The 22,545-nt window shown below is 69.2% G+C and carries 24 protein-coding genes; 5 read left to right on the plus strand and 19 right to left on the minus strand.

Annotation, left to right across the window (positions count from 1 at the left end):
* Positions 1 to 26: 26 nt before the first annotated feature.
* The 12 genes from QTI51_RS10915 to QTI51_RS10970 form a co-directional block, all read right to left on the minus strand.
* A complete protein-coding gene (locus tag QTI51_RS10915) occupies positions 27 to 974 on the minus strand; it encodes a cupin domain-containing protein (RefSeq protein WP_116907355.1) in 948 nt (315 codons plus the stop codon).
* The gene (locus tag QTI51_RS10920; protein WP_286515854.1) at positions 971 to 2,320 is read right to left on the minus strand and encodes a Zn-dependent hydrolase; all 1,350 of its coding nucleotides are present in this window, start codon (positions 2,318 to 2,320) and stop codon (positions 971 to 973) included. Before QTI51_RS10920 ends, QTI51_RS10915 begins: the two co-directional genes overlap by 4 nt.
* Positions 2,320 to 3,201 carry an alpha/beta fold hydrolase gene (locus QTI51_RS10925; protein WP_116907353.1) on the minus strand — a complete coding sequence of 294 codons (882 nt, stop codon included), beginning with the start codon at positions 3,199 to 3,201 and terminating at the stop codon, positions 2,320 to 2,322. The genes QTI51_RS10920 and QTI51_RS10925 overlap by 1 nt, the downstream gene beginning before the upstream one ends.
* 13 nt (positions 3,202 to 3,214) lie before the next feature.
* Positions 3,215 to 4,399 carry a pyridoxal phosphate-dependent aminotransferase gene (locus QTI51_RS10930; protein WP_116907352.1) on the minus strand — a complete coding sequence of 395 codons (1,185 nt, stop codon included), beginning with the start codon at positions 4,397 to 4,399 and terminating at the stop codon, positions 3,215 to 3,217.
* Entirely contained in the window at positions 4,396 to 5,229 is an 834-nt protein-coding gene (locus QTI51_RS10935) for an SDR family oxidoreductase (RefSeq protein WP_116907351.1), read from the minus strand. Before QTI51_RS10935 ends, QTI51_RS10930 begins: the two co-directional genes overlap by 4 nt.
* 78 nt (positions 5,230 to 5,307) lie before the next feature.
* Complete coding sequence (locus QTI51_RS10940; protein WP_116907843.1) at positions 5,308 to 6,045, minus strand: GntR family transcriptional regulator; 738 nt, start codon at positions 6,043 to 6,045, stop codon at positions 5,308 to 5,310.
* Positions 6,046 to 6,140: 95 nt separating this feature from the next.
* Positions 6,141 to 6,980: a TauD/TfdA dioxygenase family protein gene (locus QTI51_RS10945; RefSeq protein WP_286515853.1), complete on the minus strand. Its 840-nt coding sequence runs from the start codon at positions 6,978 to 6,980 to the stop codon at positions 6,141 to 6,143.
* Between the two features lie 70 nt (positions 6,981 to 7,050).
* Entirely contained in the window at positions 7,051 to 7,821 is a 771-nt protein-coding gene (locus QTI51_RS10950; RefSeq protein WP_116907842.1) for a class II aldolase/adducin family protein, read from the minus strand.
* Positions 7,821 to 8,582, minus strand: coding sequence for an ABC transporter permease (locus tag QTI51_RS10955; RefSeq protein ID WP_116907841.1), 762 nt, complete (start codon positions 8,580 to 8,582; stop codon positions 7,821 to 7,823). Before QTI51_RS10955 ends, QTI51_RS10950 begins: the two co-directional genes overlap by 1 nt.
* A 23-nt stretch (positions 8,583 to 8,605) precedes the next feature.
* The gene (locus QTI51_RS10960) at positions 8,606 to 9,364 is read right to left on the minus strand and encodes an ABC transporter permease (RefSeq protein WP_116907349.1); all 759 of its coding nucleotides are present in this window, start codon (positions 9,362 to 9,364) and stop codon (positions 8,606 to 8,608) included.
* Positions 9,361 to 10,212: an ABC transporter ATP-binding protein gene (locus tag QTI51_RS10965; protein WP_116907348.1), complete on the minus strand. Its 852-nt coding sequence runs from the start codon at positions 10,210 to 10,212 to the stop codon at positions 9,361 to 9,363. The genes QTI51_RS10960 and QTI51_RS10965 overlap by 4 nt, the downstream gene beginning before the upstream one ends.
* A 35-nt stretch (positions 10,213 to 10,247) precedes the next feature.
* Positions 10,248 to 11,255, minus strand: a complete 1,008-nt coding sequence (locus QTI51_RS10970) for an ABC transporter substrate-binding protein (RefSeq protein WP_116907347.1) — start codon at positions 11,253 to 11,255, stop codon at positions 10,248 to 10,250.
* Between the two features lie 150 nt (positions 11,256 to 11,405).
* Here QTI51_RS10970 and QTI51_RS10975 point away from each other — a divergent pair, with 150 nt between their 5' ends.
* Both QTI51_RS10975 and QTI51_RS10980 read left to right on the plus strand, forming a co-directional pair.
* Positions 11,406 to 12,884, plus strand: a complete 1,479-nt coding sequence (locus tag QTI51_RS10975; protein WP_116907346.1) for an amidase family protein — start codon at positions 11,406 to 11,408, stop codon at positions 12,882 to 12,884.
* Positions 12,885 to 12,963: 79 nt separating this feature from the next.
* A complete protein-coding gene (locus tag QTI51_RS10980) occupies positions 12,964 to 13,278 on the plus strand; it encodes a hypothetical protein (RefSeq protein ID WP_116907345.1) in 315 nt (104 codons plus the stop codon).
* Here QTI51_RS10980 and QTI51_RS10985 read toward each other — a convergent pair.
* From QTI51_RS10985 to QTI51_RS11010, 6 genes are read right to left on the minus strand one after another with little or no spacing between them, the layout of a single operon-like run.
* Positions 13,199 to 14,041 carry an ABC transporter ATP-binding protein gene (locus QTI51_RS10985; RefSeq protein WP_116907344.1) on the minus strand — a complete coding sequence of 281 codons (843 nt, stop codon included), beginning with the start codon at positions 14,039 to 14,041 and terminating at the stop codon, positions 13,199 to 13,201. The genes QTI51_RS10980 and QTI51_RS10985 overlap by 80 nt on opposite strands.
* Positions 14,034 to 15,848 (minus strand): branched-chain amino acid ABC transporter ATP-binding protein/permease, encoded by a 1,815-nt coding sequence (locus tag QTI51_RS10990; RefSeq protein WP_116907343.1) that lies wholly within the window; start codon positions 15,846 to 15,848, stop codon positions 14,034 to 14,036. The genes QTI51_RS10985 and QTI51_RS10990 overlap by 8 nt, the downstream gene beginning before the upstream one ends.
* Positions 15,845 to 16,705: a branched-chain amino acid ABC transporter permease gene (locus QTI51_RS10995; protein WP_165840259.1), complete on the minus strand. Its 861-nt coding sequence runs from the start codon at positions 16,703 to 16,705 to the stop codon at positions 15,845 to 15,847. The genes QTI51_RS10990 and QTI51_RS10995 overlap by 4 nt, the downstream gene beginning before the upstream one ends.
* Positions 16,705 to 17,928, minus strand: a complete 1,224-nt coding sequence (locus QTI51_RS11000) for an amino acid ABC transporter substrate-binding protein (protein WP_116907342.1) — start codon at positions 17,926 to 17,928, stop codon at positions 16,705 to 16,707. Before QTI51_RS11000 ends, QTI51_RS10995 begins: the two co-directional genes overlap by 1 nt.
* Positions 17,929 to 17,979: 51 nt before the next feature.
* Positions 17,980 to 18,834 (minus strand): fumarylacetoacetate hydrolase family protein, encoded by an 855-nt coding sequence (locus QTI51_RS11005; protein ID WP_116907341.1) that lies wholly within the window; start codon positions 18,832 to 18,834, stop codon positions 17,980 to 17,982.
* A 47-nt stretch (positions 18,835 to 18,881) separates the two neighbouring features.
* Positions 18,882 to 19,856, minus strand: coding sequence for a VOC family protein (locus tag QTI51_RS11010; RefSeq protein WP_286515852.1), 975 nt, complete (start codon positions 19,854 to 19,856; stop codon positions 18,882 to 18,884).
* A gap of 136 nt (positions 19,857 to 19,992) precedes the next feature.
* On the opposite strand from QTI51_RS11010, the gene QTI51_RS11015 reads away from it, so the two are divergent.
* The 3 genes from QTI51_RS11015 to QTI51_RS11025 all read left to right on the plus strand — a co-directional run bounded on the left by QTI51_RS11015 (position 19,993) and on the right by QTI51_RS11025 (position 21,571).
* Positions 19,993 to 20,682: a GntR family transcriptional regulator gene (locus tag QTI51_RS11015; protein WP_116907339.1), complete on the plus strand. Its 690-nt coding sequence runs from the start codon at positions 19,993 to 19,995 to the stop codon at positions 20,680 to 20,682.
* 149 nt (positions 20,683 to 20,831) lie between these two features.
* Positions 20,832 to 21,449: a DUF4865 family protein gene (locus QTI51_RS11020; protein WP_116907338.1), complete on the plus strand. Its 618-nt coding sequence runs from the start codon at positions 20,832 to 20,834 to the stop codon at positions 21,447 to 21,449.
* Positions 21,446 to 21,571 carry a hypothetical protein gene (locus QTI51_RS11025; RefSeq protein WP_286515851.1) on the plus strand — a complete coding sequence of 42 codons (126 nt, stop codon included), beginning with the start codon at positions 21,446 to 21,448 and terminating at the stop codon, positions 21,569 to 21,571. Before QTI51_RS11020 ends, QTI51_RS11025 begins: the two co-directional genes overlap by 4 nt.
* Positions 21,572 to 21,587: 16 nt before the next feature.
* On the opposite strand, the gene QTI51_RS11030 is transcribed toward QTI51_RS11025, so the two are convergent.
* Positions 21,588 to 22,442 carry a LysR family transcriptional regulator gene (locus QTI51_RS11030; protein WP_286515850.1) on the minus strand — a complete coding sequence of 285 codons (855 nt, stop codon included), beginning with the start codon at positions 22,440 to 22,442 and terminating at the stop codon, positions 21,588 to 21,590.
* Positions 22,443 to 22,545: the final 103 nt, after the last annotated feature.

The raw sequence follows: 22,545 nt of genomic DNA on the forward strand, positions 1-22,545 counted from the left end.
ACGCTGTTTCGCGTGCTGTTCGACGCCTACGCCACGCCTTCCAGGAACTCGAACCCCATCGTGCGCGCGTGGTAGTGCAACCCGCCGTCCTGCACGATCAGAAAGCGCGCGCCCTGCGAACCCGCGTTGTGATGCGAGTGCGGCGCCCCCGGCGGCGTGACCAGCGTGGCCCATGGTGCCCACGGGCACTGCGCGTCGCCGACCACCGAATGGCAGTCTTCGCCCTGCACCACCAGCGTGACCGCGGCGGAGTTGTGGCGGTGGGTGCGCTGGTGCGTGCGCGGCTGCAGCGTGTTGAAGCTCAGGGTGAGCGTGGGCGTGAGGTTGCGTGCCGCGGCCTGCCGGTCCGACGAGAAGATCAGCGCGCGGCCCGAGGTGTCGTCGCGCGTGCCGCTGGCGAAGATGAGCGCGAACTGCCGCTCGATTTCCTCTGCCGTGTAGTGCACCGCATCGATGGTCGCCTGCGCCAGGGGCGCGGGCTGCGCGCGCTCGAAGGCCAGCTGCGGCTCGTTGCCCACGGTCCACAGCAGCAGGTCTTGCGCGCCGGCCTCGAGCCGGTAGCCGCGCGCGCCGGGCAGCAGAAACACGTCGCCCGTGTCGAAGGCAAAGCCGTCCGCGCCGCCCGACAGGCGCCCGCTGCCGGCAATCACGTACCAGACGGAGCCGGTGGCGCCCACGTCCAGCGGCAGCAGCGCGTCGCGTGCGGCAATGCGCACATAGCGCGCCAGCATCAGCGGCGTGGTGGCCGCAAAGCCGCACCCCAGGGCGCGCGACTGGTCGCAGTCGAACACGCCGAAGCGGTGTTCCGGCGGCGCGGAGAACAGGCGCGCGGGCACCTCGGGCAGCTTCACGTTGAAGGCGTTGCCCGAGTTGAAGAATCGCGCCCGCGCCTGCGCCGCGCTGGCCGGCGCGCGCGGATGCTGCATGGGCAGGTCGGCCATGTCGACAGGGGCATTCAAGACACTGGCATTCATGGCGCATCGCCCTCCTCTGTGGCTGTGGCTGTGCCCGTGCCTGCACCGGGCAAGGCATACGGCAGCAGCACCCGCAGCAGCACGTTCGCACCCGCGGTCACGTGCGCGGGCTCGGCCCACTCGTGCTCCGCATGGCTCACGCCGTCGCGGCAGGGAATGAAGATCATCGCGCTCGGGCACAGCGGCGCCATGTGGCGCGCGTCATGGCCGGCAGCCGAAAGAATGGGCATGTGCGGCTCGCCGATGCGCTCGGCCGCCTGCGCGATGGCGCGTTGCAGCGCGGGGTCGAAGTCGTTCGACGGCGCATCGACCAGCGGCGTGACCGTCACCCGGCACGGCATGGCGAACAGCTCGCACGACGCCGCCAGGCGTTCGCCCAGCAGCTCGAGCACCGCGTTGTCGGGGTGCCTCAGGTCGATGCGCAGCGACACGCGCTCCGGCACCACCGAAGGCGCATTGGGCTCGACCAGCACCCGCCCGATGGTGAACTTCACCGCCTCGTCGTAGCCGCCGATCTGCGCGTACAGCACCATCGCCATGCGCGAGAACGCCTCCAGCGCATCGCGCCGGTCGGCCATGGCCAGCGTGCCGGCATGGCCGCGCTCGCCCTCGATGACGATGTCGAAGGTCTTCTTGCCCTGGATGCCGGTGACCACGCCGATCACGCGCTGCTCGGCCTCCAGGATCGGGCCCTGCTCGATGTGCGCCTCGACATACGCCGCCAGCGCAAACCCGAGCGGCCGCCGGCGCAGCGCCGGAAACGCCGCGTGCAGCGCGTCGAGCGCATCGGCCACCGAGACGCCCTTGGCATCGCGCACCGCGCGCACGGCCTCCAGGCTGCGCACGCCGGCGAAGGCTTCGGAGCCCATCATGCCGGGCGCGAAGCGCGAGCCCTCTTCGTTCATCCACGCCACGCACACGATGTCCACGGGCGGGCGCACGCCGCGCTGCGACAGCGTGGTCAGCACCTCCAGCGCGGCGGCCACGCCATACACGCCGTCGAAGCGCCCGCCGCCGGGCTGGCTGTCGAGGTGGCTGCCGGCCAGCACGGGCGGTGCGTCACGGTCAGCCCCGGGCAGCGCGATGAAGAGGTTGCCGGCCGCGTCGGTCGAAGGCTCCAGCCCAGCCGACAGCGCCCAGTCGATCATCGTGTGCCAGGAGGCGATTTCTTCCGCGCTCAGCGCCTGCCGGTCCACGCCGCCGCCGGGCGTGGCGCCGATGCGGGCCAGCGTCATCAGGCGGTCCCAGAGGCGGTCGGCATCGATGCGCCAGATGCCAGTGTGCTCACCGGTGTGCTCACCGGCCTGGTCGGTCACCTGCGCCACCGTGGCTGCTTCGGCGTTCATCAGTCGGTCTTCATGATCTGGCTGGGCAGCGCGCGCGGGTCGCGCGGCTTCCACTGGCCGGCCTCGACCTGCGCGAAGAACTCCGCCAGCAAGGCGTTGAACGCGGCGGGCTCCTCCAGGTTCAGCGTGTGGCCGGTCTTGGGCATCACCGCCAGGCCGCAGGCCGGCACGGTCTTCTTCAGGAAGATGCCAGGCTGCAGGCAATGGTCGTCCTCGTCACCGACCACCACCAGCGAGGGCACGGCCATCGCGCGCAGCTCGCCTTCCAGGTCGTAGATGGACGGACGCCGCGCCTGCACGCCGCGCATGGTGTTGGCGGCGCCCACGGCGTCGTGCTCGCCCAGCCAGGTCGCGAACTCCTGCCAGCCGCGCGGGTCCTTGTTCTGGAACTGCACGCGGCTCGCGCCCAGCGAATAGGTGCGCGCGAATTTCTCGGAGCCCTGCGCCTCGAACTGCTTCGCGACCTCGAGCGAGACGCCCTTGAAGTAGTCCTCGTGTTCCTTCTCCGCGCCGTAGCCCGCGCCGGCAATCACCAGCGAGGCCGCGCGCTTCGCGTGGCGCAGGCCGAAGTGCAGCGTGGCGAAGCCGCCCATCGACAGGCCCACGATGTGCGCGCGCTCCAGCTTCAGCGCGTCCATCACGGCCACGATGTCGTCGGCCGCGGTGGCCTGCGAATAGCGCTCCACGTCGGCCGGCACGTCCGACGGCGGATAGCCGCGCGCGCCGAAGGTCACGCACTGGTGGCGCCGCGCGAAGTAGCGCATCTGCGGCTCCCAGCTGCGGTGGTCGCCGCCGAACTCGTGCACGAACACGATGGGCGTGCCGCTGCCGGCGGTCTCGTAGTACAGGCGGGTGCCGTCGGGGGTGGTGGCGAAGCTCATGCTGCGTGCCTCCTCAGAACAGCGCCGCCGTGGCCGGCAGGCCGCGCGCGCGCTCCACGGCTTGCGGCAGCACGTCGCACAGCGCCTGCGCCCATGCCCTGGGCACGGTGGTCGATATCTTGATGAAGCGGTGGCCGAAGCGCGGCGTGTGGTAAGTGCCCTGGCGCACCATGATGTCGTGCTCGCCCAGCGCGCTCACCAGCGCCTCGGGCGTCACGCCCGCCTTGCTGCACTCGACCACGATGAAGTTGGCCTGCGACGGAAACACCGGCACCTCGAAGCCGGGAATCTTGGCGAAGGCATCGACGATCATTTGCTGGTTCTCGCGCTGCTGCGTGATCACCTCGGCCATCCATTCGTCCTTGACGGCCAGGCCCGCGATGGCCGCGCGCTGCGCCAGCACGCTGGCGCCCAGCGGCGCCTGCGAGTGCGGCAGGATGCGCGCGAGCAACTCGGGCGAGGCCACCAGCGCGCCCAGCCGCAGGCCGGCCAGGCCCAGCCATTTCGAGAAGCTCACGATGGTCACCGTGCCTTCCGGGTAGAAGCGCGAGGCCAGCGTGTGGCTGTCGGCAAAGTCGCGGTAGGTGCAGTCGTGGATCAGCACGGCGCCGATCTCCCTCGCGCGGTCTGCAAAAGCGCGGATCTCGTCCTCGGTGTACGTGGTGCCCAGCGGGTTATTGGGGTCGACCAGGTAGATGACGGCGGTGTTCGCGTCGGTGGACGCGGCCAGCGCCTCGGCCGACAGCTTGAAGCCGTACTCGGGCCCGTAGATCGGAATCTCGGTGATCACCGAGCCGGCCTTGGCCGCGAACTGCAGCGGCCACTTCCAGCCCGGGTCGGTGGTGACAAAGCCCTTGCCCGCCACGCAGAAGGCACGGCAGGCCAGCGCCAGCGCCGACACGGCGCCGTCGGTCACCACCGCCGACTGGTTCGGCACGCCCAGGTCGCTCACGATGGCCGCGCGCAATGCTTCCATGCCCAGCGGCGGCGCATAGGCGTGAAAGCTCTCGTCGTCGATGGCGTCGTGCAGCGCCTTCTTCACGGCCGGGTGCAGCGGAAAGTGGTTGGTGTTCTGGCCCAGCCACATCAGCTCGGGGTTGGTGAACAGGCGGTCGAAATACTGATTGCGGGTTTCGGCGTCGCTGGTCACGGTGGGCACTGCGGGCGCCACGGCTGCGGGGTTCAGCGCCGCGTTCATGCCGCGAGCCTCCGGGCCTGTTCGGCCTCGACCACCTTCTTGCTGGTCTTGATGATGGAGCCGCGTGCCGCGATGCCGCCGTCGATGGTCACCACCGTGCCCGTGATGTAGCCCGCGCGCGGCGAGGCCAGGAACACCATCAGCTCGGCCACCTCTTCGGGCGTGGCCGGGCGACCGCCGGGGTAGTTGTCGAACAGCTCTTCCCAGCGGCCTTCGTCGCCGTGCGTGTCGAAGGCGCGGCGCTTCATGAGCTTGACCATGCGGTCGGTGGCCACCGGGCCGGGGTTCACGCCCACCACGCGGATGCCGTCGTCCAGGCTCACGCCGCCCAGCGCGCGCGTGAAGGCCATCACGGCCGCGTTGCCGGTGGAGCCGGCGATGTAGTTGGCGTCCCAGTTTTCGCCGGAGTTGCCGATGTCGTTCACGATCACGCCGCCGCCCGCGGCCTTCATGCGCGCGTAGTAGATCTGCGTGAGCTCCATGTAGCCCAGCACCTTCAGCTGGAAGCCGCGGCGCACCACGGCGAAGTCCAGCGACTCGATGGGGCCGGCCGGAATGTCGCCCGCGTTGTTCACCAGGATGTCGACATGCCCCGCCGCCTCGGCCAGCTGCTGCATGGCGCCGGGGGCGGCCAGGTCCATCGGGTGGATGCGCACGTTGATCGGGTAGATCTTCTCGATCTCTTCCTTGGCCGCGGCCAGCGCCACGCCGTCGCGCGCGGCCAGTTGCAGGTGGCAGCCTTCGGCCGCGAACGAATGGGCGGCCGCGAGGCCGATGCCTTTGGAGGCGCCGGTGATGAGTACGGTCTTGCCTTCGAGTTCGAGTTTCATGATGAAGTGATGTCCTGGAATGCGTTCAGGGATGCGTGCTGAAAAGGGGGCGTTGAAAAAGAGAAACCGGAGAAGGGCTCAGGGCGCGCCGCCGTCCTGCTCGGACAGCGCCGCGATCAGGTCGACGATGTCGTCCTCGAGCAGGCTCACGTGGTCGATGGCCGACGAAAACGCGGCGCCCGGGTCGTTGCGCCGGATGGCGTCCAGGATGGCGCCGTGCTCGCCGATGGTCGCGGTCATGCGCCCGGGCTGGAAGGTGACGTAGCGGCGGTACACGCGCACCCGCTTGCGCAGTGAGCGCGTCTGCTCGGCCAGGTAGTGGGTGTTGGAGGCCTCGTACAGCGCGTCGTGAAAGTCCTGGTTCACGTCGTAGAAGCGCGAGTGGTCGCCCGAGGCCAGGATGCTGGTCAGCTCGTCGTGCAGCGCGCCCATGCGGGCCTTCTGCGCCTCGGTGGCGCGGCGCGCGGCGAACTTGGCGCACAGCCCTTCCATCACCGCCATCATCTGGAACATCTCGATGAGCATGGGCAGCGAGATGCGCGCCACGCACACGCCACCCTGGCGGCTGCGCAGGTCGACCAGGCCGGTGGCGGCCAGCGCCTTCAGCGCCTCGCGCACCGGCGTGCGCGACACCTTGAAGCGCTCGGCCAGCTCGGCCTCGTCCAGCCGCGCGCCGGGCTTCATCACGCCGCTGACGATCAGGTCTTCCAGCGTGTCCTTCAGTTCGTCGGACAGCGTGGCGCCCTTGCCGCGCTGGCGCTCGCGTCCGCGCAGTGCCGCGGGTTCGGCCGTCGTTTCGGGTTCGTTCGGTTCCATGGTGTTGCCTTCCTTGTTGTGCTTGTCTTTGTCGGTCTTCAAACGCGGGGCCTGTGCGGCGCGGGTGCGCGGGTGTGTGCGGTGACGCGGAAAAATCAGAACGGCCGGTCGCCGGCCACCGTGGCGCGGTGCATCACGCGGCGGTACACGTTGTCGTCGTACGGCGTGGCGCGGTGCATGGTGCAGCGGTTGTCCCACACCAGCAGGTCGCCCGCGAGCCACTTGTGGCGGTAGCTGAACGCGGGCGAGATGGCGTGCGCGTTCAGCTCGGCCAGCAGCGCGGCGCTTTCTTCGGCGGGCAGGCCGTCGATCTGCTTGACCACGTCTTCGCCCACGTAGAGCGAGAGGCGGCCCGTTTCGGGGTGCGTGCGCACCAGCGGGTGCACCACGTCGGGCGTGGCGGCCAGCTGCTCGGGCGTGAGCGGGTTGCGGTCGGCGAAGGCCTTGCCGTAGTAGTTGGCGTAGCTGTGCGTGGCCGTCATGGGCCGAATGCGCGCCTTGGTGTCGTCGTCGAGCGCGTCGTAGGCGGCGTGCATCGAGGCGAAGAAGGTGTCGCCTTCAACCGGCGGCACTTCCAGCGCGTAGAGCAAAGCGCCCATCGAGGGCTCGGCCTTGTACGACAGGTCGGAGTGCCAGTTCCAGCCCTCCTTGTGGTTGCCGATGGGCTTGCCGTTTTCCGACACGTTCGACAGCACGTAGACCTCGGGGTGCTCCTTCTTCAGGAACTGCGTGAGCACGTGGCCCAGCAGCGGGCCGAAGCGGCGCGAGAAGGCCACGTGCTGCGACTCGTTGATGCCCTGGCCGCGAAACAGCAGCACCGAGCGCTGGTTGAGCGTGTCGCGCAGCACGGCGAAGTCGGCATCGCTCACGGGCTCGCGCAGGTCGATGCCTTTGACTTCGGTGCCGATGAAGGAGGTGAGGTTCTCGAGTTGCATGGTCGAAACGGGTCTCTTGAAAAGAATGAAGAGGAATGAGAGAGCAAGGGGGACGTGAAAAGAACGGCTCTCAGAGCCTGTAGTCGGGCTGCGTGCGCTCCAGCATGCGCAGGAACGCAGGCCACTCGCGCGTGCCGGGCGGAAGGATGTCGCCGGCGAATTCGGTGAACTGGCGCGCTGCCAGCGCGCTCACCTCGGGCTGCGGGTACACCAGCGATTGGCCAGGCGCCACGCCGCCCTGCGCGAGCAGCTGCACCTTGGCCGCCTTCTCGAAGTAGTACATGAGGATGAAGGCCTCGGGAATGGTGCGACCCACCGTCAGGATGCCGTGGTTGCGCAGCACCAGGGTGTTGTGCGGGCCCAGGTCGCGCACCAGCCGCTCGCGCTCGCCCGTTTCCAGCGCCACGCCTTCGTAGTCGTGGAAGGCGGTGTGGCCCTGGTAGCGCATCGCGAACTGGCTCAGCGGCGAGAGGCCGTCGGGCATCGCGGCAATGGCGGTGCCCGCGTCGGAATGCGTGTGCAGCACGCACAGCGCGTCGGGCCGGCCCGCATGAATGGCGCTGTGGATCACGAAGCCGGCCTGGTTCACCTCGGCATCGGTGTCGTCGACCTTGCGGCCGTCCAGGTCGATCTTCACCAGCGAAGACGCCGTCACTTCGGAAAACAGCAGCCCGTACGGGTTGATGAGAAAGTGATGTTCCGGCCCCGGCACGCGCGCCGAGATGTGGTTGTAGATGAGGTCGTCCATGCCGAAGTGCGCCACCAGCCGGTAGCACGCGGCGAGCTGCACGCGCAGCGCGGCTTCGGTTTGCGGGTACGCCGCGGGATTGGTTTTTTCCATCAGCGCCACCACACCAGTTTCTGATCGATCCACACCAGCAGGCCGTAGAAGACCATGCTCGCCACCGACGCGACCAGCACCGCCGACCACACACTCAGCAGGTCGACCTGCTGGGTCGATTCATAGATCATTCGCCCGAGCCCCGCGTAGGCGCCCAGCATCTCGCCGACGATCGCGACGATCATGCTGCGCGGCACGCCGATGCGCAGGGCCGTCACCACCGAGGGCATGGCCACCGGCAGGCGCAGGCGCCACACGATCTTCATCTGCCCCGCGCCGAAGCTGCGCATCAGGTTCACCGCGGCCTGGTCGGCCTGCTTGAGCCCGTGCAGCGCGTTCACCAGCATGGTGAAGCCCACCGCCAGCGCCACCAGCGCGATCTTCGAAGCCGCACCGAGCCCGAACCAGATGAGAAACAGCGGCGCATAGGCCACCGTGGGCACCGCGTTCACGGCCACGGCCAGCGGCATCACGATGCGCTCCAGCGGCGGCGCCAGCAGCAGCACCACGGCCAGCAGCAGCCCGAGCACGCTGCCCAGCGCATAGCCGCCGAGCGCCTCTCCCAGCGTGGCCAGCAGCGCGGCCATGAGACGGCCGGTGTCGGTGAAGGCGTGCTGCACGATGGAGCCCAGGCTGGGCAGCACGAACGGCGGAATCTTGAACAGCCAGATCGCGCCCTGCCACACCACCAGCAGCACGGCGACGCCGAGCACCACCGGAACGACCGGCGAGGCCATCAACTTCCCCTTCGCGGAAACCATCGACTTCCCCTCTGCGGAAGGCATCAACTTTCGCTGCGCCACCATACGAGCCTCCTTTCCACGAAGGTGAGCAGCCCGTACAGCAGCGCACCCATCAGCCCGCAGGCAAACATCACCACCCACAGGCGCACCACCAGGTCGGCGTTCATCGCCTCCATCAGCATCACGCCCAGGCCCACGGTTTCGCCGAACCACTCGCCCACCACCGAGCCGATGAGGCTCAGGCCGATGGCCACGCGCAGCCCCACCATCACCTGCGGCAGCGCCGAGGGCACGGCGAGCTTGAAGAACATCGTGAAGCGGTTGGCGCCGAAGCTCTTCATCAGCGCCATGCGCTGCGGGTCGCACGACTTCAGCCCGCGCAGCGTGTTCACCGTCACGGGAAAGAAGGTCAGGAAGAAGGCGGTCATCACCTTCGCCAGCAGCGAGTTGCCGAACCAGATGACGATGAGCGCCCCGAAGGCCACCACCGGCACCGTCTGCGACACCACGAACAGCGGGAACACCGAGCGCTCCATCCAGCGCGAATAGGTGAACACCGTGCCGCACAGGCAGCCGAACACCGCGCCCATGGCAAAGCCCAGCACCGTTTCGAGCAGCGTGCGGCCAAAGCCGCGCATCAGTTGCGGCCACACCGACCAGGCGTCCTGCGCAATGGCGCTCAGCGCCGGCAGGTAGCGCGGCGACGGCGCGAAGGCGTGCACGCACAGCTCCCACACCAGCGCCAGGCCCACGAAGGCCAATGCGGGCGAGCGCAAGGCGCGCTGCAGCTGTGCGTTCACGAGGCAGTGCCCTCCTGCGCGAAGGTCTTCTGGCTCTCTTCCTCGATCTCGGCGAGCAGGCGCTGCTTGAGCCCGATGAACTCGGGCGTGAGCACCACCGACGGGTCGCGCGGGCGCGGCAGGTCGATCACGGTCTCGCTCTTCACCGTGCCGGGGCGCGCCGTCATCACCAGCACCTTGTCGCCGAGCAGGATGGCCTCGTCGATGTCGTGCGTGATGAACAGCACCGTGCGCCGGTGCTTCGCCCACAGCTCCAGCAGCCAGTGCTGCATGCGCGTGCGGGTGAGCGCGTCGAGCGCGCCGAAGGGTTCGTCGAGCAGCATCAGGTCGCGCTCGAACAAGAAGGTGCGCATCAGCGCCACGCGCTGGCGCATGCCGCCGGAGAGCTGGTGCGGGTAGTGGTTGGCGAAGCCGGCCAGGCCGAACTCGGGCAGCATGGCGCGGGCGCGTTCGCGCGCCTCCTTGCGCGGCGTGCCTTCCACCTCGAGCGCGAGGATGGCGTTGTCCAGCACGGTGCGCCACGGAAACAGCAGGTCGCGCTGCGGCATGAACGACACCTTGCCCAGCAGTTGCCCGTCGCGCTGCGGCGCGCCGCCGAACAGCAGCGAGCCGTCGTCGTCGGGCGGCAGCAGCCCCGCGATCATGTTGAACAGCGTCGACTTGCCGCAACCCGAGGGGCCCACGAGCGTGACGAACTCGCTCTTCGCGATGCGCAGGTTGACGCCCGACACCGCCACGGTCTGGGCCTGCGCTTCACCGAAGCGCTTCCACACGTTGACCAGTTCGAGCATGGGCGGCGCCGTGTCGGGCACTGCCGGCGGCATCACTTCGTGAGGCATGAATTTCATGGCGTGTGAGGTGCGGATGCTGTTGCGGATGCGGCTCAGAACTTCTTGTCGGCCGCGGGCACCTGCGTCCAGAAGCTGGCGTCGTACGCCTTCGACAGGTCGGCCGGCGCCTTCAGCGCCTTGTAGCCCACGAGCTGGGTCTGCATCTTCTCGACGGTGGGCAGGTCGATGGCCAGGATGCCGTCGGTGCCGCCCTTGCCGGCCTTCACCAGCTTCTCGAACTCGTCGAGCATGGCTTCCTGGTGCGCGCGGTTCAGGCTGGGCGATGCGGCCATGACGATGTCGATGGCTTCCTTCTTGTTCTGCAGCGCGTACTTCCAGCCCTTGATGGTGGCGTTCATGAAGGCCTGCACCTGCTGCGGCTTCTCGTTGCGGTACTTCTCCGACACCAGCACCGTGTCTTGCTGCACCACCACGCCGTAGTCGTCGGGCTTGATGAGCGTGAGCTTGTCGCCCAGGCCCTGCTCTTTCAGCGTGTTGAGCTCGTTGTAGTAGGTGGCGGCGGCCACGTCGAACTGCTTCTCCACGAACGGAGCCATGGAGCCCGACTGCGGAACGATGGTGAGGTCGCTCTGCTTCACGCCGCCGGCGGCCAGCATGGAGTACAGCGTGTACTGCGTGCCGGTGAACCAGGTGGCGACCTTCTTGCCCGCGAAGTCCTGCACCTTGGTGATGCCCGAGTCCTTGTAGGTGACGTAGGTGAACGGTGTCTTCTGCACGGTCACGCCGATGCACACCAGCGGCAGGCCCTTCTCGCGGGCGAGCAGCACGGTTTCCGTGCCGCCGGCCAGGCCGAAGGTGTCGTTGCCCGAGGCCACCAGCGTCTCGACGTTGAGGTTGGGGCCGCCGGGGTTGATCGTCAGGTCGAGGCCGGACTGGTCATAGAAGCCCTTGGCCTTGGCCACGTAGAAGCCGGCGAACTGCGCTTGCGCCAGCCACTTCAGGCGCAATGACACCTTCTCGGCGGCGGATGCGGGCAATGCCGACAGGAGAGCCATCGACGCGGCGACGGCAGCCAGGAGACGCAAGGACTTGAAAGACATGTTGAAAGCCTCTTGAATACAAAAAACTCTTTAAGCAGTATCCATGCCAGGCAATTTCAATGTGTTTTGGGCGCTCCGGCCGGCGCAAACGCCGCTGATTGGCCCGAAACATGCACCCGAGTGCAGCTCCTGCCCCAATTTCGAACCCTCATGAACCGAATCCATGCGCTGACCGATCTTTCCGCGCGCCAGGCCGCCGAGCAGATGGCCAGCGGCGAGCTGCGCGCCGTCGACTACGCCCAGGCGCTGCTGGACCGCGCCGAGGCCACCGTGTCTTTCGGTGCCCTGCTTCACGTCGAGCCCGACGCGCTGCTGGCCTCGGCCGCCGCGCTCGACGCAGCGCCGCGCCCCTTGGCAGACACGCCGCTAGGCACACCGCTCGGCACGCCACTCGACACGCGGCCCCTGCACGGCGTGCCGCTGGCCTTCAAGGACAACATCGACGTCGCTGGCATGCCCACCACCGCCGGCAGCCCGTGGATGGCCGACCACCGCCCGCGCCTTCATGCGGGCGTGACGCAGCGCCTGCTGGACGCGGGCGCGCTCGTGCTCGGCAAGACCAACCTGCACGAATGGTCCCAGGGCGTGACCGGGCACAACCATGCCTTCGGCCCCTCGCGAAACCCTTTCGACCCGGCGCGCATCACGGGCGGCTCCAGCGGCGGCAATGCGGCGCTGCTCGGGCTGCGCGGCGTGGCGGCCGCCATCGGCACCGACACCGGCGGCTCGGTGCGCGTGCCGGCGGCGCACTGCGGGCTGGTCGGCTTTCGTCCGAGCGTGCACCGCTGGCCCGACGAAGGGCTGGTGCCCATATCGCCCACCTTCGACACCGCCGGCGTGATGGCGCGCAGCGTGGACGACTGCGTGCTCGTCGACCACGCGGTGGCCGGCGGACCGCTGCGCATCGCGCCCTTGTCTTTGGCTGGCGTGCGGCTCGGCGTGCCGGAGGCGTATTTTTGGGAAGACGTCGACCCGCCCGTGGCCGAGCTGGCGCGCGCAAGCCTGCAGCGGCTGCGCGAGGCGGGCGCGGTGCTGGCGCCTTGCGAACTGGGCGAGGTGGGTGCGTTGTTCCAGCAGGGCGCCATGTCGATCTCGCTGTTCGAGATACTCCCGGCGCTGGCCGCTTACTTCGCGCGCCACGGCCGGCCATTCGACGCGCGCGCGCTCACCGACGCGGTGGCGAGCCCCGACGTGCGCCCGCTCTTCGAGCGCCTGTTCGGCGCCACCGCCATCACGCCCGAGGCCTACGACCACGCGCTGCACACGCTGCGCCCGCGCATGCAGGCGCTCTACCGCGACTGCTTCGCCCGGCACGACCTGGCCGCGCTGGTGTTCCCGACCAGCCCGCTGACCGCCGCGCGCCTCGGCGAAGACGTGGAAGTGACGCTGTGCGGGCGCGCGGTGCCGGCCTTTTCGACCTACATCCGCAACACCGGCCCGGCCGGCATGGCGGGCCTGCCGGCACTGAGCCTGCCGATGGGCCTGGCGTCGAACGGCCTGCCCGCCGGGCTCGAACTGACCGGCGCGCCGGGCACCGACACGGCGCTGCTGGCGCTGGCGCTCGGGGTCGAACGCGCCCTGCCGCCAGCACCTGTTTCACATACCGTGCAGAAGTTGGCAAACGGCTGAGCCTGGCGTCGCCAAAACACTACGCATCTTCGCGTAACAAGCCTTCACGGCGGCATGCGTAATAGGCGATGCTCATGCCATGCCCACCGCCAATTCGCAGCCCAGCCCACGCAACGGATGGCGCACCGTCGCCCTGGCCTATACGGTCGCGGGCGTGGTGTGCATCTTGGCGATGGCGGTCGTGCCCGACAGCGACGTGGGCATGCTGGTGGCCATCGCGGGCGGGCTGCCCTGGTCGCTGAGCCTGCTCACACTGGGCCTGTCGCCGGGGGTGGCCAGCACCGCGCTGCTGATGCTGGCCGTGAGCTGGGCGGTCAATGCCGCGCTGCTGTGGTGGCTGGCGCTGCGCCGCCCGCGCCGGCCAGGGCACCCGGCGCCATCGCACCTGACTTAGCACCTGACGTAGCGCCTGGCGCAGCACCCGCGCCTTCAAGCAAGACGTCTTCAGCGTCATCTATCCCCAGGTAAGCACGCCGCAGCTCCGGCCGCGCCATCAGCTCCTCGGGCCGGCCCAGCGCCACGATGCGCCCTTCTTCCAGCACCGCCGCGCGTTCGGCAACGTCCAGCGCCATGCCCACGTTCTGCTCCACCAGCAGCACCGCGATGCCTTCGGCATGGATGCGGCGGATGGCGGTGAACATGTCCAGCACGATGCTCGGCGCCAACCCCAGCGAGGGCTCGTCGAGCAGCAGCAGCTTGGGCCGCGCCATGAGCGCGCGGCCGATGGCCACCATCTGCTGCTGGCCGCCAGAGAGCGAGCCGGCCGGCTGCGCCAGCTTTTCTTCCAGCGCGGGGAACAGCGCGCACACGTGTTCCAGCGAACGCGCCCGCTCGCGCCGCGCCGCGCGCAGGTAGCTGCCCAGCTCCAGGTTTTCGCGCACCGTCATCTCGGTGAACAGCCGCCGCCCCTCGGGCACCAGCGCGATGCCCTGGGCGCAGAAGCGGTGCGGCGCCAGGCGCGAAATGTCCTGGCCCTCGAAGCGCATGCGCCCGGCGCTGATGCGGTGCAGCCCCGCCACCGCGTTGATGAGCGTGCTCTTGCCCGCGCTGTTAGGGCCGACGATGCACAGCAGCTCGCCCTTGCCGATGGACAGCGACACGTCCCACAGCGCGGTGGCCTGCCCGTAGGCGACACGGATGGTTTCGAGTTCAAGCATGGGCCAGCTCCCTTTCGACGCCGGCCGCCGGCGGTGCGTGCTGCGGCGGCGCTTCGTGCGCCATCGCCTGCCCCAGGTAGGCCGAGACCACCTCGGGGCGCTGCATGACGTCGTGCGGCGCGCCTTCGGCCAGCACCTCGCCACGGTTGAACACCACGATGCGGTCGCACAGCGCCATCACCGCGCGCATCACGTGCTCGACGAAGACGATGGTCGCGCCCTGGTCGCGGATGCGGCGAATGAGCGCCACCGCCTCGTCGATTTCCGACGGCGTGAGGCCCGAGAGCACCTCGTCGAGCATCAGCACCTGCGGGCGCGACGCCAGCGCCCGCGCGAACTCCAGGAACTTGCGCTGGTGCAGGTTCAGCTCGGCCGGCAAGGCGTGCGCGCGCTCGGTCAGCCCGGTAAAGGCCAGCCACTGCCAGGCCTCCGCCTCGGCGGTCTGCCGGTCGAGCGCGGCGGCGCCGAACATGGCGGGCAGCGCCACGTTCTGCAGCACCGTCAGGTGCGCGAAGGGCCGAGGGATCTGGTACGTGCGCGCGATGCCGCCCTGCGCGATGCGGTGCGCCGGCACGCCCGAGATGCGCTGCCCGGCGAACTCGATGCGCCCCGCCGTCACCGCGTAGTGCCCGCTTGCGACGTTGATGAAGGTCGACTTGCCCGAGCCGTTGGGCCCGAGCAGCCCGAGGATCTCGCCGCGCCGCACCTCCAGGCTCACGCCGCGCAGCGCATGCACGCCCTTGAAGGACTTGCGCACGCCTTCGGCACGCAGCAGCACCTCGCCGGTGATCGGGGCGGCCTTCGCGCTCGCAGCGGTTTCTGCAGCCACGGCCACGGCGGCAGGAGCCGACGACGCCGCGGGCGCACCCCGCCGCGCCTTCCACCACTTCAGCGCCTGCCCCAGCACGCCCTCGGGCATGAACAGGATCACCACGATCAGCACCACGCCCGTCAGCCCCTTGCCGACGATGGCGCTGTCGCCGCCCGTGAAGGCGTACAGCAGCAGCGTGATCGCCGTCGCGCCCACGATGGGCCCGGCCCAGTGCCGCGTGCCGCCGAGCACCGCCATCAGCACCACGGTGAGCGGCATCGCGATGGTGAAGGTGTCGCCCGTGGTCACGTACGAGATGAACAACGCATGCACCCCGCCCACCACGCCCGCCAGCCCGCACGAGAGCGCGAAGGCGCCGAGCTTGTAGCGGTAGGTGGGCACGCCCATGACCTCGGCCACGTCCTCGTCGTCATGGATGGCGAACAGCCCCGTGCCGAAGCGCGAGTGGTACACCGCCAGCGAGGCCAGCACCGTGAGCACCGCCACGCCCAGCGCCAGCAGGTAGAAGGTGCCCGAGGCGCTCGGGCCGATCTGCGGCACCGCCACCGCGCTCATGTACACGCCTGGCCCGCCGTCGATGGGCGTGTTCAGGATGATGGTCGCCACCACGAAGGTGGCCGCCAGCGTGAGCAGCGAGAACAGCTCGGCGCGCACCGCCTGCACGCGGAACGCCACCGCGCCCAGCAGCGTGCCGACCGCCGCGGCCACCACGGCGGCGGCCGGCAGCGTCCACAGGAACGGAATGTCGAAGCGCGTCGCCAGCGTGGCCGTGGTGTACATGCCGATGCCGAAGAACGCGCCATGCCCGAACGAGAAATACCCCGAGTAGCCCGACAGCAGGTTCCACGACGTGGCCAGCGCCACCCAGTGCAGCACCAGGTAGAGAATGGATTCGTAGAACGCCGGCAGCCCGAGCCACGGCACCACGGCCAGGCCCGCGCCGGCCGCAAGAATCAGCAGGAACGAGCGCTTCATGCCACCCTCCCCGGGCGTACCAGCAGCACGAACATCAGCAGCGAGAAAGACACCAGCGGTGCCCACGAGGGAGCGGTCACGGTCATGGTCACGGCCTCGGTCACGCCGATGATGCAGCCGGCAATCAGCGGCCCGAGCGGGCGCCCCAGGCCACCCAGCATCACGGCCGCGAACACCACGCCGATCCACGCGTAGATCTGCGAGGGCGACAGCGTGTACGCCAGCGCAATGCACACGCCCGCCACGCCGGCCAGCGCCGCGTTCAGGCCCGAGAGCATCAGCGCCAGCGCGTTCTGGTTCACGCCGAAGGCGGCGGCAATGGGCGCGTCTTCGGCCGCGGCGCGCATGGCCTTGCCCAGGTCGGTGCGGCGCAGCGCGAGCCACACCGCCAGCGAAATGCCCACGCCCAGCCCCAGCGTGATGAGCTCGGGCAGCGGCAGGTACAGCGTGCCGATCTGCAGCTTGTGCTCGGCGTAGCTCGACTCCAGCTTGCGGTAGTCGGCCGTCCAGGTCCACTGCAGCAGCGCCTCGATGATCACCGTGATGCCGAAGGTGACCAGCAGCGAATTGAAGGGGCTCACCCTGAAGCGCGTGAGCACCCAGTGCAGCGCCACGCCCAGCACGAAGAACAGCGGCACGATGACCACCAGCGTCAGCAGCGGGTCGGCGCCATGGTGGCTCGACAGTTCGTACGTGAGGTAGGCGCCGAGGAAGGCGAGCGCGAAGTGCGCAAGGTTGATCTGCCGCAGCATGCCCCACGACAGGCTGAGGCCGAGCCCCAGCAAGCCGTAGAGCGCCCCGGTGAACAGGCCCGCCAGGACGGCCTGGGCCAGCAGCGTCGCACTGGGGAAGCTCATCAGCTGGCCACTCCGCGCGTCTGCAGCTTCGCGCCGGGGGCCGCCCATTGCCTGGGCCACACCACCACCCACTTGCCGTTCTGCACCTGCTTGACCTTGCCCAGGTCGTCGCCGAAGTTGCCGCGCTCGTTGAAGCGCAGCTTGCCCTGGATGGTGTCGACCTTGTTGGCGCGCAGCCAGGTGGCCATGGCCTTGTCGTCCAGCCCCTGCGTGGCGACCACGGCCGCCTCGATGATCTGCCAGGCCGAGAACGAGGCCGCGGCCTGCGTTTCCACCGCCGTGTCGGGCAGGCCGGCCTTGGCCGCGCGCTCGCGGTAGGTCTTCACGAAGGCGGCGGCGGTCGGGTTGTCGGTGAACGGCGGGTGGTCTTCGAAGATGGTGGTGGCCAGCGCGCCGTTGGCCTCGGGCGCCTTCAGCATCGGCGCCGGCGCGGGCACGTGATAGAAGTGGTGCAGCGGCGCGTAGTCGATCTTCTTCATCGCATCGAGCAGCTGGTTGCCTTCGAGGCCGATGGCCCCGTTCCAGATGAAGTCGGGGTTGGCCTCTTTCAGGCGGCCGGCAATGGGGCCGAAGTCGCGGTTGCCGAAGTCCCACTCCAGGAACAGCACCTCCTGCAGCCCACGCTGCCTGGCCACCTCGCGCACGCCCAGCGCCACGAAGTGCACCGACGGAAACTTGCTGGTGACGATGGCGATGGTCTTCGGCGGCTTGGGCGACGTGGCCAGTGCGTCGAGCACCATGGCCGGCATCGTCTTCTCGGGGTCGGGGCCGAGCGACCACGCCGGAAACTGCTGGTCGTACTTGGCCAGGCTGGGAATGCCGAAGGTGTGGTGCACCAGCGTCTTGTTGTAGCGCTGGGCCACGCCCATGGCCGAAAGAATGGCGCCCGTGGCGTACGGGCCGATGAGCAGGTCGACCTTGTCGGCCGTGACCAGCTGCTCGTACAGCGTGCGCGCGAGGTCGGGCTTGGACTGGTCGTCCTTCAGCACCCACTCCACCGGCCGGCCCAGCAGGCCGCCGCGCTGGTTGAGCGACTCCACGTAGATCTCGCCCGTGAGCTTGTGCACGAGCCCCGTGGCCGACAGCGGCCCGGTGAGCGCCAGCGTGCCGCCCACGCGAATGGGCTTGCCCGCCGGGGCCTGGGCGGCGGCGCTGCCGCTGAACAGCGCGCCGGTGCCGAGGGCACCGACAGCTGCGACGAAGGAACGACGATCGATGCTCATTGTTTGTCTCCGGAATAGTTATGGTCTGCGCGGCGTGGAAACTGCCGCGCGTCAGTCGCCGTCGACGACCGGGTTCGAGAGCAGGCCCACGCCTTCGATCTCGACCTCGCACACATCGCCCGCCTTCATGAACACCTGCGGCTTGCGCGCCAGGCCCACGCCCGAGGGGGTGCCGGCGATGATGATGTCGCCCGGCTGCAGCGCGAAGGGCTCGGAGCACACCGACACCAGCGTGGCCACGTCGAAGATCATGTCGCGCGTGTTGGCGTCCTGCAGCACCGTGCCGTTCAGGCGCGTCTGCAGCTTCAGGCCGGTGGCGCCCGCGGGCAGTTCGTCGGCGGTGACGAACTCGGGGCCGAAGGAGCCCGAGCGGTCGAAGTTCTTGCCCATCATCCATTGCGCGGACTTGAACTGGTAGTCGCGGATGGAGCCGTCGTTGAACACGGAGTAGCCCGCCACGTGGTTCAGCGCATCGGCCTTCTTGATGTACCGGCCGGCCTTGCCGATGACCACCAGCAGTTCGCCCTCGTAGTCGAACTGGGTGGACACGTGCGGGCGCACGATCGGCTGGTTGTGGCCGACCCACGACGACGGAAAGCGATGGAACAACACCGGGTAGGTCGGCGGGTCGAACTTGCTTTCGGCCGCGTGGTCGATGTAGTTGAGGCCCACCGCGATGGCCTTGGAGGGCGACTGCACCGGCGCCAACCAGTCGATGCCGGCAAGCGGCAGGCGCGTGCGCGCGGCGGCGCCGGCTTTCCTGGCCGCCGCCAGGGCGTCGGGGCCGCCGCGCAGCAGTTCGTCGAGCGTGGCGGGCAGGCCTTCGGCCGTGAGGTTGACCACTTCCTGTTCGAGGCGCAGGCCGAGGGCGGGCTGGCCGTTGTGGTTGAAGGCGAGGAGACGCATGGGAAAGATCCTTGTGATGCGGGTAAAAAAGAAGGGATGAAGCGGGCTCAGGCCGCGGCTTCGGTCTGGAAATTGGTGACGAAGTCCTCGGGCACCTTCGGGCCCCAGGCGTAGAACGAGTCTTCGGGCGGGTGGTCGGCCGTGGGCCAGTCGAAGTCGCCGGGCACGTAGTCCATGTCGCAGGAGTACTCCGAGTAGCTGCCCCACGGGTCGCGCACGTAGTGGAAGTAGTTCGAGCCCAGCACGTGCCGCCCCACGCCCCAGCCGCGTACGTGGCCGGCGGCGTACATCTGCTCCATGCCGCGGCCCACCTCGTCGATGTTGGCCACGTCCCAGCTCAGGTGGTGCAGGCCCGGGCCGTTCGAATGCGCCATGGCGATCAGGTGGTGGTCGCTGCCGTGCGCGCCGTGCATGAAGACGATGAGGTCGCCCGAGCGGTCGGTCACGCGCAGGCCCAGCGCCTCTTCGAAGAAACGCACGGCCTCGGGCACCTTGCCGCTGAACAGCAGGATGTGCGACAGCCGCCGCGGATGCACCTTCGGAATGCGCGCCCGGTTCAGCGAGGCGCCCGTGCCCGTGGCCGGGCGCGGCGCCACCACCGGCTTCCTGCCGGCGTCGGGCGAGCTCTTGGCGGCCACCACCACCTGCACCGGAAAGCCATCGGGGTGCAGCACCCACAGGCCGCGGTCGTCGCCCAGCGCATGCGGCGCGCAGCGCGGCACGCCCAGGCGCTCGACGCGCGCGGCAATGGCGTCGAAGTCTTCGGCGAAGCAGGCAAAGCGCAGGTACTGCAGCTTCTTCACGCCGCTGGCCTGGTGCAGCGAACCCCAGGCGTGCGGATGGCCGGCGGTGTACAGGTCGAGCCGGTTTGCCTCGCGCCGCGGCTCGATGCCGAAGTCGCTGTAGAAGCGCTGCGCCTCGTCGAGGTCGGGCACGGTGAAGACGAAGGCGTCTAGCGAATGAACGCCGTGCAGCGCGGCGCGGTGCGGGCTTTTCTGGGTACGAAGCTGGATCTCTGGCATGAGGCGTGTCTCCAATCGGCTGTCCATTTTGCGTTGAATAATATATTCTTTGCACGTTAGTCTATTGTTTGGCTGTTTATCCATCATTAGGGTTAACAAGTAACATCGACCGGTTTTCGCGATGAATGGGAGCGCAATGAACGAAAAAACCAAGGGCCCGAGCCAGACGCGACAGGTGTTCGCCGAGCTGCGCACGGCCATCGTGGGCGGGCGCCTGCTGCCGGGCTCCAAGCTCAACATCGCCGCGCTGGCCGAGGAACTGGACGTGAGCGCGGGCGCGGTGCGCGAAGGGCTGGCCATGCTGGAGGCCGAGTCGCTGGTGGTGTCGGAGCCCTCGCGCGGCTACCGGGTGAGCCCGATTTCGCCGGAAGACCTCGAGGAGCTGGTGAAGGCGCGCATCGAGATCGAGAAGCTCTGCCTGGCCGAGGCCATCCGCCACGGCGACCTGGCCTGGGAAGGCAGCGTGGTGTCGGCGCACCACCGGTTGTCGCGCCAGGCCGAGCGCGACGCGGCCATGCCCACGGTGCTGAGCGCCGAATGGACCAGCAGCCACGCCGACTTTCACAACGCGCTGGTCTCGGGCTGCCCGAACAGCTGGCTGCTGCGCATGCACCAGATGCTGTACCAGCAGAGCGAGCGCTACCGGCAGCTGTCGGCGCCGCTGGGCAAGGAGTCGCGCGACGTGGGCGCCGAGCACCAGGCGCTGCTGGACGCGGTGCTCAACCGCGACATCCAGGCCGCGCAGGTGCTGATGGCCGAGCACCTGCAGACGACCGGGCGCCTGCTGATGAGCGCGCTGAGGGCGAGCGTGCCCGCAGAGCGCTGACCGAGCGCTAGCCAAGCGACACGACAGGCCACGCCGGCCAGCCATTGCGCCGGCGCATCACAGCTATATCGGCCGCCCTCTTCTTGCGGCGCGCACGCACGCGCAAGCTCTTCGTGACCCGTCCAGCAGGACTCACAAGGAGCTTTTCGATGTTCGCGATGCAGTACTCGCACAGACTTCCGGCCGAGCACGACATGCAGGCCATTCGCCAACGCGCGGCACGGCGCGGGCCGGTGTGGGACGACACGCCGGGGCTGGTGTTCAAGGCCTTCGTCTCGCAGGAGCGCGGCCGGCACGGCGCCGTCGGCCACCTGTATGCGTCGGTCTATCTGTGGCACGACGCGGGCGAGGCGGCGCGCTTCCTGATGGGGGAGCGCTTCCAGGGTGTGGTCGATTCCTTCGGCCGGCCGCGCGTGGAAAGCTGGCTGCCGCTGGACGCGCGCGCCGGCGCCGGCCGGGCGCAGAAGGCCGCGTGGCTGCTGCGCGAGGAGCACACGGTGGACGCTGCCACCGACCGCGCGGCGCTGCTCGCAACACAGGTCGAGGCCAATCGCCAACGCGCGTCTCAGCCCGACACCGTGGCCGTGTGGACGGTGCTCGACCTCGACGCATGGCGGCTGGTGCGCTTCACGCTGTCGGCGCAGATTGCAAAGGCTGCGGCGCACGCCGAAGGCAGCAAGCTCTACGAAGGCAGCAAGCTCTACGAAGACAGCAAACTCTACGAGGTGCTGCACCTCGCCCGGCCGGGCATCGGCCTGCTGCCATGAAGCCGCCCCGCCCTTCGGACATGTGGCTCGCGCACCTGGCCAGCGTCGGCGTGGCGGCGGTGCTGCTCTGCGGCCTGGCGGCGCTGGCGGCAGCGGTGGTTCACCGGCTTGTCGCGCCGTAGAACGCGTTACGGGCCGCTACGCCGCGGTCGAACGTATCGCCGCGGCCAGCGTGCGCAACGCGCTGCGCGCCTGCGCATCCGACACGCTGCTGTGCATGACCACGTCGCGCGACGGCAGCGGCGGCAGGCCCCCCGGCAGCGCGCCCACGTCCACCGTGCCCACCGGTGCCACGCGGCGGCCCAGCGCCGCCACCGCCAGCCCGGCCGACACGGCGGCACCCACCGTCATCACGCCGCCGCCGACGAACACCTCGGTCCACGCGACGCCGCCTTCGGCCAGCGCCGCCACGGCCATGCTGCGCACGCTGCACGGCTCGGCCTGCGTGGCCAGGCGCAGCGGCTCGCCGGAGCGGTGCACGAAGTCGGGCGCGGCCATCCAGCCGAAGTGCTCCTGCAGCAGCAGTTCGCCGTCGAGGCGGCGGCTGTCGTGGCGCAGCACGATGGCCACGTCGAGCACGCCGCGGTCGAAGTCATCGAGCAGCTCGCGCGAGGTGGACACGCGCACCTCCATCACCACGCGCGGCTCGGCGTCCTTCATCTGGCGCAGCAGCAGCGGCAGCTCGGCGCCGACGATGTGGTGGCTGATGCCGACCACCAGCCGCCGCGTCGGCGCGCCGAAGGCTTCGAGCGCGCCGCTGTGCGCGGCCAGCAACTGCCGCGCCGATGGCAGGAAGGCCATGCCCTCGGCGGACAGCCGCACCAGCCGCGGCGTGCGCTCCAGCAGGCGGCGCGCCAGCGACTCTTCGAGCCGCTTCACCTTCAGGCTCACGGCCGACTGCGAACTGTCCATGGCTTCGGCCGCGCGCGTGAAGCTCTTCAGGTCGGCCACGTGCACGAAGGCCTGCACAGCCTCGATGTCGAGGGTCTTCATCGCGGCAGGGCCATTTGGGAAACTACGAAGAATCTGGCGAACATTTCGATGCGATCATTTCACAGCCGAAGTATTTCCGCAGGGCCCGCGACGCGCGCCCTGC

Source organism: Variovorax sp. J22G73 (assembly GCF_030317035.1).
Classification (GTDB): domain Bacteria; phylum Pseudomonadota; class Gammaproteobacteria; order Burkholderiales; family Burkholderiaceae_C; genus Variovorax.